Source organism: Bacteroidota bacterium, assembly GCA_018698135.1.
Lineage (GTDB): Bacteria > Bacteroidota > Bacteroidia > CAILMK01 > JAAYUY01 > JABINZ01.
Genome location: JABINZ010000161.1, coordinates 1 through 14,959 on the forward strand (window position 1 = coordinate 1; position 14,959 = coordinate 14,959).

Annotated in this window: 13 protein-coding genes and 1 pseudogene; 11 read left to right on the top strand and 3 right to left on the bottom strand. The window is 33.5% G+C overall.

The window, feature by feature from the left end:
• The first annotated feature begins 197 nt into the window (after positions 1-197).
• The 6 genes and pseudogenes from HOG71_10595 (at position 198) to HOG71_10620 (ending at position 6,303) form a co-directional block, all read left to right on the top strand.
• A complete protein-coding gene (locus tag HOG71_10595; GenBank protein ID MBT5991286.1) occupies positions 198-1,118 on the top strand; it encodes a hypothetical protein in 921 nt (306 codons plus the stop codon).
• Positions 1,103-1,711, top strand: coding sequence for a hypothetical protein (locus HOG71_10600; GenBank protein ID MBT5991287.1), 609 nt, complete (start codon positions 1,103-1,105; stop codon positions 1,709-1,711). The genes HOG71_10595 and HOG71_10600 overlap by 16 nt, the downstream gene beginning before the upstream one ends.
• Before the next feature lie 431 nt (positions 1,712-2,142).
• A pseudogene (locus HOG71_10605) lies at positions 2,143-2,402 on the top strand (hypothetical protein).
• 73 nt (positions 2,403-2,475) lie between these two features.
• Positions 2,476-3,102, top strand: coding sequence for a hypothetical protein (locus HOG71_10610; protein ID MBT5991288.1), 627 nt, complete (start codon positions 2,476-2,478; stop codon positions 3,100-3,102).
• A 153-nt stretch (positions 3,103-3,255) separates the two neighbouring features.
• Positions 3,256-5,445, top strand: coding sequence for a glutamine synthetase type III (locus tag HOG71_10615; protein MBT5991289.1), 2,190 nt, complete (start codon positions 3,256-3,258; stop codon positions 5,443-5,445).
• Between the two features lie 165 nt (positions 5,446-5,610).
• Complete coding sequence (locus HOG71_10620; protein ID MBT5991290.1) at positions 5,611-6,303, top strand: hypothetical protein; 693 nt, start codon at positions 5,611-5,613, stop codon at positions 6,301-6,303.
• A gap of 5 nt (positions 6,304-6,308) precedes the next feature.
• Here the strand turns inward: HOG71_10620 and HOG71_10625 are convergent, their stop codons facing one another.
• The 3 genes from HOG71_10625 to HOG71_10635 are packed head-to-tail and all read right to left on the bottom strand — an operon-like array spanning position 6,309 to position 9,833.
• Positions 6,309-6,776: a DUF1456 family protein gene (locus HOG71_10625; protein ID MBT5991291.1), complete on the bottom strand. Its 468-nt coding sequence runs from the start codon at positions 6,774-6,776 to the stop codon at positions 6,309-6,311.
• Between the two features lie 15 nt (positions 6,777-6,791).
• The gene (gene uvrB / locus HOG71_10630; GenBank protein MBT5991292.1) at positions 6,792-8,816 is read right to left on the bottom strand and encodes an excinuclease ABC subunit UvrB; all 2,025 of its coding nucleotides are present in this window, start codon (positions 8,814-8,816) and stop codon (positions 6,792-6,794) included.
• On the bottom strand, positions 8,817-9,833 hold the full coding sequence (locus HOG71_10635; GenBank protein MBT5991293.1) for an NAD-dependent epimerase/dehydratase family protein: 1,017 nt from the start codon (positions 9,831-9,833) through the stop codon (positions 8,817-8,819).
• Positions 9,834-9,979: 146 nt separating this feature from the next.
• On the opposite strand from HOG71_10635, the gene HOG71_10640 reads away from it, so the two are divergent.
• From HOG71_10640 to HOG71_10660, 5 genes are all read left to right on the top strand, one after another.
• The gene (locus HOG71_10640; GenBank protein ID MBT5991294.1) at positions 9,980-11,128 is read left to right on the top strand and encodes a hypothetical protein; all 1,149 of its coding nucleotides are present in this window, start codon (positions 9,980-9,982) and stop codon (positions 11,126-11,128) included.
• Between the two features lie 161 nt (positions 11,129-11,289).
• The gene (gene gcvT / locus HOG71_10645) at positions 11,290-12,381 is read left to right on the top strand and encodes a glycine cleavage system aminomethyltransferase GcvT (protein MBT5991295.1); all 1,092 of its coding nucleotides are present in this window, start codon (positions 11,290-11,292) and stop codon (positions 12,379-12,381) included.
• A 21-nt stretch (positions 12,382-12,402) separates the two neighbouring features.
• Positions 12,403-12,867: a four helix bundle protein gene (locus HOG71_10650; GenBank protein MBT5991296.1), complete on the top strand. Its 465-nt coding sequence runs from the start codon at positions 12,403-12,405 to the stop codon at positions 12,865-12,867.
• A gap of 232 nt (positions 12,868-13,099) precedes the next feature.
• The gene (locus HOG71_10655) at positions 13,100-13,789 is read left to right on the top strand and encodes a response regulator transcription factor (GenBank protein MBT5991297.1); all 690 of its coding nucleotides are present in this window, start codon (positions 13,100-13,102) and stop codon (positions 13,787-13,789) included.
• Positions 13,790-13,835: 46 nt separating this feature from the next.
• Positions 13,836-14,879, top strand: coding sequence for a sensor histidine kinase (locus HOG71_10660; GenBank protein MBT5991298.1), 1,044 nt, complete (start codon positions 13,836-13,838; stop codon positions 14,877-14,879).
• Positions 14,880-14,959: the final 80 nt, after the last annotated feature.

Sequence of the window (14,959 nt, forward strand, 5' to 3'; positions counted from 1 at the left end):
ACAATGGCCTTATGTTCTTCTGGAATATCCTCTTCTAAAGTAATCTTCACATAAGGCAAGCTTTTAAGTACTTCAAGTAGATGAAGTGCCTTATTGTCTTTAATATCTAAAATGACTTTCATGAAACAATTTTGAATATTCGATAAAGCAATTAACACAAATATAGCCAATAAATGCGCAAATAATGTACCTTAAAGATGGATAAATTTGATAACTTTATGGTTGCTATGGGCTGCATTAGACTCGACATAATAGATAATATTCCGTCAAAACGTTCCTCACAAATTCTGATGGGCTCCCTAAGTAATTGGAAACCAATTACTAAAAGGGTGTTAGTACTTATAGGTTCGGGTTTCCAGGGGCAGGAAATAGATGATGAAATCAAAGGAGAAGGAAATTCCGTCAACTTCAAATACAGAATGCAGGATCCAAGGATTGGGAGGTTCTTTGCAGTGGACCCGTTGGCTGCTAAGTATGCTTATAATAGTCCTTATGCATTTAGCGAAAATAGTCTTATTGCATTTATTGAATTAGAAGGACTTGAAAAAGTATTTTACCATAGCTCCCTTTCATCAGATTTTAGAACTGTTCTTGAAGTAGAAAGAGAAACACCAGTTGGTTGTGAATTTCATACAACACTCAAAGATCAAGATAAAGTTGATGTCGTATATTTTGGTATTCCCAAAGACGCTTTAGATGAAGGACTTCACAAAGAGATAAAATCAGCTGATCATTATGAAAGAGTCAAGAAAAGATACCCGGCAGCGTTTAGAAATGTTAGTGTGGATAAAATAGAAGAACATTTTTCAGAAAATAAGGGCAAGACATTGATGTTAATTGGAATTAGGAAAGAAACAACTAAGTTTAATTGGGAAAAAGATGAATCATATATTGCAAAAATACCGATTAATGAAGCTGCAAAAACTTTAAATCACGAAGAATATCATGGATTAAAAGTATTAAAAGGAGAAAACATTGGTGAAGATAAAAATGAACTAGATCATCAAGATTACTATGGCGAATGGACAACTTCTTCACCATCTGATGAGGAAGTTCAAAATGAAACAAAGTATAAAAATTCGATAGCAAAAAGAGCAGTAATATGTCAAACAAAATAAATATTTTATTGGCATTTTATGGAATACTTATATTTGCAGGAATTATATGTTGTAAAAGAAATTGTAAGGAATTTGAAATAGTCATAAATCCTAACTCCGAACGCCCCCCTTTAATAAAAATTACAGGAAAAGATTCTAGCAAATGCGTGTATCAAGCATATGTATATATAATGCTTAAAGATTGCACCATTGATTCTCGAGGAGAATTATTTCTTAAAAATGATGCTTTTTACTTAAATGTTAAAGATCCTTCAATAAATAATTTAAGGTATTTTGATTTTAAGAAATCATTAAATGAGGATTATACTATTCCAATAACTATTTTAGATAAAAAGTATTCTATAAAAGCTTCTGTAGAGGAAATTGTAAATTGGAAGGAAGGCATAGAAGTATATGTATTTAGATTTCAAGAGACATATTATTATTTAGATAGACCATTAGATGTTATACTACTATGTTCTAAAGAAAATGGGATTCTTGGATCATATCTAACAACATATGAAAATGAGAATAAAATACTAATTGCACCTGGTGGAGAAATTTTAAAGGATTATATAGATTATTCAGATTATAAAATAAGATATTTAAAGTAGGTAGGGTAACCAACGCCAACTAGTCCAAGCATGTAAAAACAAAAACTGGTTCAAGATTAAGCGTAGCGATTCTTGGAACTTTTGTTTAATTATTTATATAAAAAATGCGAGTAAATCGTTATCTTATAGCACAAAACACCTATGTTCTTCTTCAGTTCACATACCAGCATACCGCTTCCGTACGTATACGCCTCACAAACCCCAATAAGCCCTCTAAGTAATTGAAAACCTATCACTAAGAAGGACTCCAGAACTTACAGGATTGTTTTTAGGAGGCTAGTAAGGTTTCAGTGGCCTAAATATGTCGGTGGGAATAAAGGATATACGTTAAACAAATTTAGCATAAGACAATTGTGAAAATACAATATCAAAAATTAAACTGAAATTAAACTCTTGCTAAGTAATTTTGAAATGAATATAAACACCTCAAAATGGAAAAAACATATAAATCCTGCCAAAGCTGTGGGATGCCGTTAAAGAAGGATGAAGCCGGAGGAGGCTCAAATTTGGATGGAACAAAATCAATAATGTATTGTAGTCATTGTTTTCAGGATGGAGAGTTTACCAATCCTGATATTGATGTCAATCAAATGAAAACCTTAGTAAAAGGAAAACTTAAAGAAATGGGTTCCCCGGCCTTATGGGAGGTTTTTTCACTTTGAATATCCCAAAACTTGAGCGTTGGAAATAAAAACAATTTTTATTTTTTCATATCATGATAAATTTAAAATTTTTTGAAAAAGAATCCTTATTGAGAAATAACCATGAGTATATTTACAGATTTAGCCAGCGTGCTTGATGAAAACGATGAACTTTCAAATAAAGAAAGAGCAAAACTGATTGCTGACAACAAGGATGAAAAAGAGATCAAAGAACTTGTAAAGAGGCTCAATTATCAAAACAGGGGCATTCAAAGTGATAGTATTAAAGTACTTTATGAAATTGGATATGTAAAACCTGAACTAATTTTGCCTTATTTAAATGATTTTCTTGATTTATTAAACAGCTCCAACAACCGGATGATTTGGGGTAGTATGTGTGCATTGAGTTCTATCTCAAATATTGAGGCAAAACAATTATATCCTCATTTGAATAAAATATTAAACGCAGTTGATGAGGGATCTGTAATTACTAAAGATGCTGCTGTCATCATCTTGGTCAATCTGGCAAAAATAAACACTTATAAAAGCGAGTGTACAAACTTATACCTAAAAGTATTGAAGAATAGCCCGCATAATCAATTCCCTATGTATGCTGAGAAAGGATTCGAAATAATTGATAGTTCTTGCAAAAATGAATTTCAAACAATAATTGCTATTCGCTTGGATCAGCTGGAGAAAGAATCTCAAAAGAAAAGACTTTTAAAGCTTTTAAAGAAACTCGAAAGCTAAGATTTGCGAAAAACACTTTTTTTTTAAGCACCACCCCCCTATTCAATATACTCTGTTCGTAATTTTTATCACTTTTACCAATTGTTCACAATTTTTTAAAGGGGTATCTCTGATATTTATGTATTTTTGAGTAAAATTAAACTATACATAGAAATGTCATATTTACGTTTTAGTGCCTTGGAAGACATCAGGAAAAGAAAAGCTATTGATGTTAAATTACCTTCTGTAAAAACTTCAGAATATTTTGCTGTCAATGTTTTTGATTTAAAGAAAATGCAAGAATATTTGTCTGAAGAAGCTTATGAAAGTGTTAAAAATGCAGTTGAAAGTGGAAGTAAAATTGATCGAAAAGTAGCTGAACAAATTGCTTCCGGAATGAAATCATGGGCACTTGATCGTGGAGCATCTCATTATACTCATTGGTTCCAACCCTTGCATGGAACAACAGCCGAAAAACACGATGCATTTTTTCAACCAACAAAAGATGGTGGCGTAATTGAAAGTTTTGGTGGCGACAAACTCGTTCAACAAGAACCTGATGCCAGTAGTTTCCCCAGTGGTGGAATCCGAAATACTTTTGAGGCCAGAGGTTATACTGCTTGGGATCCTTCATCTCCAGCATTTGTTATTGGAACAACACTATGTATTCCAACTATTTTTGTAGCCTACACAGGCGAAGCATTGGATTATAAAACACCATTGTTACGTTCGCTTACAGCTCTTGATTCTGCCGCAGTTAAAGTATGTCAGTTATTTGATCGAAATGTAACGAAAGTAATTGGCACACTGGGATGGGAACAGGAATATTTCCTCGTTGATGAAGCACTTTATCATGCTCGTCCTGATTTGATGCTTACAAAACGCACCTTAATGGGTCATGCTTCTGCAAAAGATCAGCAATTGGCCGACAATTACTTTGGATCAATACCTGAGCGTGTCATGTCCTTTATGAAGGAATTGGAAATAGAAGCCTATAAATTGGGAATTCCAATTAAAACAAGGCATAACGAGGTAGCTCCAAACCAATTTGAGTGTGCTCCTGTATTTGAAGAAGTGAATCTGGCAGTTGATCACAACCAATTATTGATGGACATCATGGAAAAAATAGCCAAACATCACTACTTCCGTGTTCTATTCCATGAAAAACCATACAAAGGGGTGAATGGTAGTGGCAAACATTGCAATTGGTCCTTAGCAACCAATACAGGCATTAATTTACTTTCGCCAGGCAAAACACCAAAATTAAACCTACAGTTTTTAACTTTTCTTGTTAATACAATGAAAGCTGTTCACGATTGGCAGGATTTAATTCGTGCAAGCATCATGTCTAGTGGCAATTCCCATCGACTTGGAGGACATGAAGCGCCACCAGCAATTATTTCAGTATTCATTGGTCAGCAATTAACCAAAATGCTGGATGAAATAGTGAATCGTGTTAGTAATAAGAAAATGTCGCCTGATGAAAAAACAGGTCTTAAGTTAGATGTTGGTAAAATTCCAGAAATATTACTTGACAATACTGATCGTAACCGTACGTCTCCATTTGCATTTACAGGAAATCGTTTTGAGTTCAGAGCTGTTGGAGGATCTGCCAATACAGCAAATCCAATGATTACACTTAATACCGTAATGGCCAATCAGCTGAATGAATTTATGACAGATGTGAATAAAGCCCGGGAAAAAGGAGTTAAAAAAGATGAAGCTATTTTTCAGGTTTTGCGCAATTATATTATAAAATCCAAGAGAATTCGTTTTGAAGGCGATGGATATAGCGACAATTGGGTAAAAGAAGCAGAAAAAAGAGGATTATCAAATATCACAGACGTGCCTGATTCTTTTTCAGCTATCATCACAAAAGAAGCCAAGGCTTTATTTACCAAAACCAATGTTTTAAGCGAAGTTGAAATTAACGCTCGTTTTGATATTCGCTTAGAGCGATTTACAAAAAAGATTCAAATTGAATCAAGGGTTTTAGGTGATTTAGCTATAAATCATATAATTCCAACGTGTATTAATTATCAAACCAAGTTAATTGAGAATGTCAAAGGGATAAAACAAGTTTGCACGGTTGACGAATTCAATTCTGTTTCAGCACTTCAAATGGAAACAATTAAAGAAATATCCCACCGAATTAGTCAGGCAAAAATGTTGGTTGACCAAATGAAAGAGGAAAGGAAAAAAGCGAATAATATGGAAAAAATACTAGATAAGGCAAACTATTACAGCAAAGTGGTTATACCGTATCTGGGCAAAATTCGTTCTCATATCGATCGTCTGGAACTCATTGTTGATGACCGTATGTGGCCAATGCCAAAATATCGGGAGCTACTTTTTAACAGGTAAGAAGCAATCTCATTCAAAATATTTTCATAGCTCAAAAAGCTATTTGGCATCCGCTTTTCTGAATAATTTTCCGTGTAAAATCAATTCTTCGATTAATGCTTTATGCATATATTTGATCAATTGATATATAAACCATCAAACTCTTTAGATCAATAATAAAGCCAAATGAAAAAACATATTATTTTAATAACATTTGTATTAATCAGCGTTTATGCATTTCCACAAATCAATCCTCATAACGAGACATTTAGTTCAGCAGGAAGTAATGTTTTCTTTAAAGAGATTAAACCAAAAATAATTGATATTCCTAGTGCAGTTTATTTGAACGATAAATGGACATCCACTACCTTGTATTATAATTCAGAATATACTATAAATAACGTGAAGTGTAAATACGATATCAATTCTGAAATTATTGAAATTGATGCTGATTCCATGATTAGAATTGTTCATACATCAGTGATAGATTCCTTTTCCTTTGTCGATGAAAATAAGCACTTACATATGTATGTAAATTGCATGCAATTTGAACTGAGTGAATATATGCATGGATTTTTCAGAACACTTAGCAGTGGTAAAATCACTTTACTAGAAAAACCAGCTGTAAAAATTATTGAATCGGATTACAATGTAGCCTTAGATGTTGGACACAAAGAAAGAAGGTATGTTAAAACCATTAAGCTTTTTGTTATCATTGATGGAAAAGTTGATGAATTACCACGAAAAAAGAAAACAATTAATTCACTTGTTCAAGATAAATCCTTGGAAGTTGAGACCTATCGAAAGGAAAACAAATTAAAATTTAGAAAACCAGAGGATATAGCTAAAATGATTAGCTATTATAATGGATTGAACTAAATAAATCAGGCTGGATCTGATCGATATTTAAGCTTTATTCCATTCATGAAATTACGTAATATCTGATCATTGCAATTTCTAAATTGTTTCTGACCAGGCTTTCGGAAAAAAGCACTTAATTCATGCCTGCTGATTTTCATATCCATCGAATCAAGAATCTCTAAAATATCGGTATCCTTAAAGTCCAATGCAATTTTTAACTTTCTAAAAATAATATTGTTATTTAACCTGATTTCAGGTTCTGGTTGAGCACCTTCCTTCTTACCTCTTTTATCATTAATAAATCCGTTCAAAAAAATGGCTAATTGGCTGTCACTTAATTCCTCATATCCTTCTGCATCATCTTTTTTCAACCAATCGCAAACTTGCGTTCTGCTGACTTTAAAATCAGCCAATCCAAATATTTCGATCATCTTGGCATCGCTTAAATCAAATGTGTATCTAAGACTACGAATTATACTGTTATTTTCCATATTACATTTATTCTTTTAAAATCTATCCTTTAAAATCTTTCTCAACTCAAACAACTCATCCCTGAATTGTGCAGCCATAATAAAATCAAGTTCTTTTGCAGATTTTTTCATTTTCTTTTCCGTATCTGAAATAGATTTTTCCAATTGTTCCTGATTCATATAGGAAATAATCGGATCTGCGACTAAATTCAAATTAGCAGGATCGCTATAATACATAGGATGTGGTTTTTTTGAATCAGCTAAGGATGTCTGCTCCAAAATCTGTGCAACCGACTTTTTGATACTAGCTGGAGTTATATTATTCTCCAAATTATACTGCAATTGTTTTTCACGCCTTCTATTTGTTTCATCAATGGTTCGTTGCATACTACCTGTAATCCTGTCGGCATACATGATTACTTTCCCATTTAAATTACGTGCTGCCCTTCCTGCTGTTTGAGTCAATGATGTTTCAGACCGCAGAAAACCCTCCTTATCAGCATCCAATATGGCTACCAAAGATACCTCTGGTAAATCTAATCCTTCCCGCAATAAGTTTATCCCTATGAGCACATCAAATTTACCCAGACGGAGATCGCGAAGTATTTCAATGCGTTCTATGGTCACAATCTCTGAATGCAAATACCTGGCACGTATACCTAAGTTAATCAAGTACTTACTTAACTCCTCAGACATCCGTTTTGTGAGTGTGGTAACCAATACTCTTTCGTCTAGTTTAACTCGTAAATCAATTTCGCCAAGCAAATCATCTATTTGATTTTGGCAAGGTCTTATTTCAATAATTGGATCTATTAATCCGGTTGGACGAACAATTTGCTCCACTACTGAACCTCCTGTCTTTTCTAATTCATAAGGCCCTGGTGTGGCACTCATATAAATCACCTGATTCTGAACGCTTTCAAATTCTGTAAGATTCAAAGGTCGATTATCCACTGCAGCAGGTAATCTAAAGCCATAATCCACCAGCACACTTTTGCGAGAAAAATCGCCTGCATTCATGCCCTTTACCTGAGGAAGACTCACGTGACTTTCGTCCAAAATCATTAAATAATCTTTAGGAAAATAATCAAGTAAACAGAATGGACGATCGCCAGGTTGCCGTCTGTCGAAATATCGTGAATAATTTTCAATTCCTGAGCAATAACCCAGTTCTTTGATCATTTCAATATCCAGATTCACTCGTTCGTTAAGTCTTTTCGATTCCAAATGCTTTTCAATACTGTCAAAATAAGACGTCTGAGTCAAAAGATCATTTCTGATTTCATCCAGTGCAACTTGGATGACATCGGGTGGAGTAACAAACAAATTTGCGGGAAATATAACTGCAGTTTCTAATTTCTCTAATCTTCGTCCTGTTTTGGGGTGAATTGCCTCCAGCTTTTCAATTACATTTCCAAAAAAACTGACACGAAATGCCTCTTCTGCATAAGATGCAAAAATATCCACCACATCACCTGCAACTCGGAAAGTTCCATTATTCAATTCAGTATTGGTGCGTACATACAAGCTATCTATTAAGCGAAGCAGAAACTGTTTTCTATTGATTTCATCACCCACATTTAATGTTATGGTTGCTTCTTTGAAGGAATCTGGATTACCAATACCATAAATGCATGAAACCGATGCCACCACAATCACATCTCTGCGACCTGATAATAACGAAGAGGTTGCTCTGAGTCTTAATTTCTCAATTTCATCATTGATGCTTAAATCTTTTTCGATGTATGTATTACTGGCAGGCAAAAAAGCTTCTGGTTGGTAATAATCATAATAGGAAACAAAATACTCAACTGCATTGTCTGGAAAAAACTGCTTGAACTCTCCATATAGCTGAGCCACTAAGGTTTTATTATGACTCAATACCAAAGTTGGTTTTTGTACCTCCTGAATAACATTGGCAATGGTAAAAGTCTTACCTGAACCTGTTACTCCTAACAAAACCTGATATTTCTCATCTTGCATCAATCCCTTTGTTAATTGACTGATGGCTGCTGGTTGATCGCCCTGTGGTTTATAATCTGAAATTATTTTAAAATCCACCTAAACTTTTTTAAGAAATTGACATGTATCTGCAACTGATTTTTCTACTTCAATAAAATCTTTTTTCAGTGCATTTATAACTTTTGAATTATTGTAATAATATCGACTAGTTGCCAATTTCAACAATTCAGGTGTAATTATGGCATTCGACCGGCTTATAAAAGCCCGAAATCGATCAAGGATAGAAACCAAATAACTCAAAAAATAATTTGCCTCTTTTGCTTTGGTCGGTATTTCAAAATGTTTATACATCTGCTGAAATAGTTCTTTGTAGCTAACATTATCAGAAACCAAAATATAACGTTCGTTATACAATTTTTCATCACGACTCAATTCATACAAAAAATCTGCAACATCTCTTACATCTATATAACCATTTACACCTTTTGTATAATATTTAAATCCTTTTTGAATGAGACGGAATATTTTCGAGACCTCATTTTCCTCAACTGCTGGTCCAATTACAACCCCTGGGTTAACAATAACACCTTTCAATCCCTCTTTATACGAGCGCCAAACCTCTAATTCCGACATATACTTACTAATGCCATAAACGGAACCTTGTTTTTTATGATGGCTAAATTCAGATTCATCAATGGTTTCCTTATCCCCCCTTCCAAGAGAAGCAATGGAGCTTACAAAATGGAACTTATTAACTCCGTTTTCTAAAGCAAGATCCGTCATATTTTTTGTTGCGCCTACATTGACATTCAACAAATAATCTTTTTCTTTTCCTTGAAAACTCACTATTGCCGACAAATGAAAGATTTCGTCAATCCCATGAAAACAAGTTTTCAAATCAGCAAGACAAGTTAAATCAGCATCCACCCAATCTATCTGCTGATTGTAGCTTTCAAAATCAGAAAATTCATTTTGATTCAAAAAATCAAAAGCAAGTTTTACCTGTTTCAAATTACTACTTGAACGTTTAATAGCTCGGACTTGATGCCCTTCCTTTACCAGTCTGAATAATAAATATGAACCTAGAAATCCTGTAGCTCCGCTAATCAGTATCATATGAACCTTTAATCTTAAGGCTCGAAATTAGTGAATAATGGAGGATTTTTTGAGAGTCAAATTGAAGTAATAGAAATTCATCTGTGAATAATTCTCGAATTGAAAATATGTATTGATTTGTAGCTTTGTTATCTTAAAATGAAATCATGAGTCTGAGTGATAATTTCGTTCCCGTTCACATTGCCGATGAACTTGATGTTAAAAACTATTCATCTGATTGTTGGATAAACAAGCTGTCCATTTTCGATCAAAGTTTCCCTTTACTGGATGGGAAGAAAATTGCCCTGATTGGCATTGTTTCCGAAGAATCAAAATACGAAGCCAATCATGTTAGAAATTTCCTCTATTCGATGACGAAAATTGAATACGCATCTGTTTTTGTTGATTTGGGAAATTTCATATTTGACTATCAAGATGGACGAATTCAAGAAAAACTGGGTTTCACTTTAAGTGAAATTATTGGTGCAGGATTGATACCCATTTTAATTGGTTCAAGCCAGGAATTAACTTATGCACAATACATGGCATTTGAGTATCTTGAACGATATGTGAATATTATAAGTGTTGATTCCAGAATAGACTTAAATCTGGATGATGAAGGAGATGTTAAAGATGACAATTACCTTTCAAAAATATTAATGAAAGAGCCACCTTATTTATTCAATCTTTGTCAGTTGGCTTATCAATCACATCAAACCGATAGCAGAGTTTTAAAATTATTAGAAAACTATCATTTTGATTTTATTCGCTTGGGGAAAATTCGAGATTCCTTTGAGGAAATAGAACCCATTGTACGAAGTGGTGATTTACTGAGTTTTGATATATCCGCTATCAGGCAATCTGATTCATCAGCTTGCAACTCACCATCGCCTAGTGGATTATTTGCTGAAGAAGCATGTCGTATTTGCAGAATTGCTGGTGCCAGTAACAATCTTGCTTCAGCTGCATTTTATGAATTCAATTCAATGAAGGATAAACGTGGACAATCGGCACACCTGATCGCACAAATGATCTGGTATTTTACTGATGGTGTTTACCATCGAATTACTGAAGGCAAATTCAACGATAGCAATAACTATGTAAAATACATGACAACTGATCAGGACAATGTACATGAAATGGTTTTTTACAAGAGTAAGAAAAGCAATCGTTGGTGGATGGAGGTGCCTGTAAGCCACAAAAAGAAAAACTATATTGGCAAAGAACTATTCCCCTGTTCCTATAAAGATTATGAATTGGCAACCAAAGGTGAAATTCCGGAGAGGTGGTGGAAAGCACTTAAAAAACTCAGCTAGTGAAATTATTATTTGTATTTTTTTGATAATTACAATTAATTCCTGAACTTTTATTTTTTAAAAAGCTATTATTTATGCAAAAAATCGATATTTGTATACCTAATACCTACTAATCACACAAAATATTAACAACTTTATAATTATTAATTTGATTCAATTACATGAAACCTACTGCATTAACTGAAAAACATATTGCTTTTGGAGCAAAAATGGTCCCATTCGCAGGATATAATATGCCTGTTTACTACGAAGGAATTAAAGCTGAACACATAACTGTTAGAGATAAAGTTGGTGTTTTTGATGTGTCTCATATGGGAGAATTTACAGTTGAAGGCAAAGATTCACTGAATTTTCTTCAATTTGTCACATCTAATGATGTTGCCGCTCTCGAAGCCGGTAAAATTCAGTACAGTTGTTTTCCCAATGATAAAGGAGGTATTGTTGACGATTTGTTGGTATACCATAAAGATAAAGACAAGTATTTACTTGTTGTTAATGCAGCAAATATTGATAAAGATTGGGCTTGGGTTTCAAAACAAGCAGAAAAATTTGATGTTGAGCTAAAAAATATATCAGAAAATATTGCTCAAATTGCTGTTCAAGGACCAAGTGCTACTAAAACTCTTCAGAAATTAACAGATATTAATTTAGCAGAAATAAGTTATTACACTTTTACATATGGAACTTTCGCTGGAATTCCAGACGTTTTAATTTCTGCTACCGGCTATACTGGTTCAGGAGGATTTGAATTGTATAGCAAAAATGAAGACATGGGGCTGATATGGGACAAAGTCTTTGAAGCTGGTGAAGAATTTGGTATAAAACCAATTGGTTTAGGAGCACGCGACACCTTGCGTCTTGAAGTTGGTTTCTGCCTTTATGGAAACGATATTGATGATACAACCTCCCCAATCGAAGCAGGTTTAGGTTGGATTACTAAATTCAACAAAGATTTCATGATGAAAGATTTTCATTTGAAATTAAAGGAAGAAGGTGTTAGCAAAAGATTAGTTGGAATTGAATTACTTGATAAAGGTGTTCCTCGTCAGCATATGGAGATTTTTAATAGTGATCAAGAGATTATTGGAGAAATCACTTCGGGAACTCAATCGCCTTACTCAGGTAGAAATATTGCAATGGGATATGTTTCAAAACCTTTTGCTAAAGCAGATACAGAATTATTAATTCAATCGAGAAATAAGTTTTTACAAGCTAAAGTTGTAAAACTACCTTTCTATAAGAAGATTACTTAACACCTTACTTAATTTACCGCTATGATGCAGATTACAGAACTGGAAGTTTGGAAGGCAGCAATCGAGCTGGCCAAACGTTGTTATGAAATTTCTGCTGATTTCTCCGACCAAGCACAATACGGATTATCAGCCCAAATAAGAAGGACCGTAACCAACATTCCGGCCAATGTTTCTGCTGCAGCCAGCCGAAAGCATGGTAAAGAATCATTACGTCATTTATTCCGTTCACGCGACCTGATTTATGAGGTAGAATCTCATATTTATCTCGCAAATAGAATGGGCTATATAGATGATGAATTACTCGAATCTATGCTGGAAACTTTGAATACATCAAAAAGATTGCTTTTTGGCTTTATTAAATATTACAAACGATCTGGATCAACAGATTATAGAAGTCGAAGACACAATCCTGGAGGCAGCAGTCATTCGCATGATGAAATATCATCAACGGATACTGATGTTGAAGAAATTGATGATGACTTTTAATTGAAGTTATCAACTTTATACTCATTATTGCTTTTAAGAAAACAATTTGCGTTTTAGATTAAACTCGAAACCCTGCTTCTTTTCAAGAATTTAACATGCATTTACTTCAAGCTATTTAAGTAGATTTAACGTTTTAATAATCTTAAATCTATTTTGATTAGATAATTAATAATAATTTTGATCTGTTATATTAAAGGGAAATGTACTTGAAAAACAGTTATAAACTTTATTAATGAGTATACAAAACAACACCATTTTACTAGTGGATGATGACAGCGATACCTTAGAATTTCTTACATACAATTTAGAGAAAGAAGATTATATAGTACATACTGCATCAAATGGATACGAAGCCATTAAGCAAGCTGTAAAAATTATTCCTGACTTAATTATTTTAGATGTGATGATGCCGGGCATGGATGGTGTTGAAACCTGCACTGAACTCAGAAACATAATGGAATTAAAAAATACGGTTATCTCATTTCTCACAGCCCGAGGAGAAGATTATTCTCATGTTGTAGGGCTGGAAGCAGGGGCTGATGATTATATAGTAAAGCCTATAAAACCCAAAATTCTTGTCAGTAAGGTAAAATCTTTACTTAGGCGAAATGCTGTAGGCAAAACTGAAGACTCTCAAATTCAACAATTTGGAAATATAATTATTAATCGGGAACGCTATTTGGTTGTCAAAGATGGAACTGATATAGTTTTACCTCGAAAAGAATTTGAACTAATATCTTATCTTAGTTCAAATCCCGGAAAAGTATTTACCAGAGATGATATTCTTAAAACAATTTGGGGAGAAGACGTAATCGTTGGAGACCGAACCATAGATGTTCATATTCGAAAACTGAGGGAGAAATTAGGGAATGAATATTTCAAGACGATCAAAGGAGTTGGATATAAATTCGAATATGAATAATCAGGCAAATAAATACTAATTTCCCAAAGTGGAATCCATAATGAAAATGAAGAACCTAACTCCCTTACAATTATCCTTACTTAATTCATCAATTGTTTCTGTTTTAATCGGCATTATATATTTATTAATTCATATTATATTCAACATTAGCGAATGGTATATGTTTTTGATAGTGATTGGCATTACCTGGCTTGTTTCCTATCTGGTTTTTGCCTATACCTTGGAATTTTTCATCTATCGGAAAATTAAACTGATCTATAAAACCATCAATAATTTAAAACTTAAAGAAAAGGAATCTCCTGCTAAAATTGATATTCGCAATGATATAATTACTGAAATTGGTGAGGAAGTTGTTGATTGGGCAAAAAGTAAAAACATTGAACTGGCACAGCTTAAAAACACCGAAACATTCAGAAGAGAGTTTTTAGGGAATGTGTCTCACGAACTCAAAAGCCCTATTTTCAACATTCAGGGTTATTTACATACTCTTTTAGATGGAGGACTTCATGATGCATCAATAAATCAAAAGTATTTAAGCAAGGCCGCCAAGAATCTGGATAATTTATCTGAAATTGTTAACGATCTTGATATAATTTCTCGTTTGGAAACCGGAGAATTGAATATTGACCCTCAAAAATTTGATATTCATCAATTATGTGGTGAAATTTTTGATTCCTTAGAATTTCAAGCAAAACGACATACTATTTCCATGGCCTTCAAAGATGGTTGTAATAAGAGTTTTTATGTATTTGCAGATATTGATAAAATCAAACAAGTATTAACAAACCTTATATCTAATTCATTAAAATATGGAAAAGAAAAAGGGAAAACTTTGATCGGCTTTTATGATATGCATGATAATATTTTAATCGAAGTTACTGACAATGGCAATGGAATTGAACCAATACACCTTCCTCGACTTTTTGAACGTTTTTACCGTGTAGATAAAGCAAGGTCAAGAAGTGAAGGTGGCAGTGGCTTAGGTCTTGCCATAGTAAAACATATAATTGAAGCGCACGGTCAACAAATAAACGTTCGAAGCAGCATGCAAGTAGGAACCACATTTGGCTTTACACTTAAAAAAGCCTAGTCTTTTTTCATTGCATTTTCACCTCTCCTATTATTCTCTTTTTCCACAATAAATATTGTATTTAGTGTTCAAAATATTTG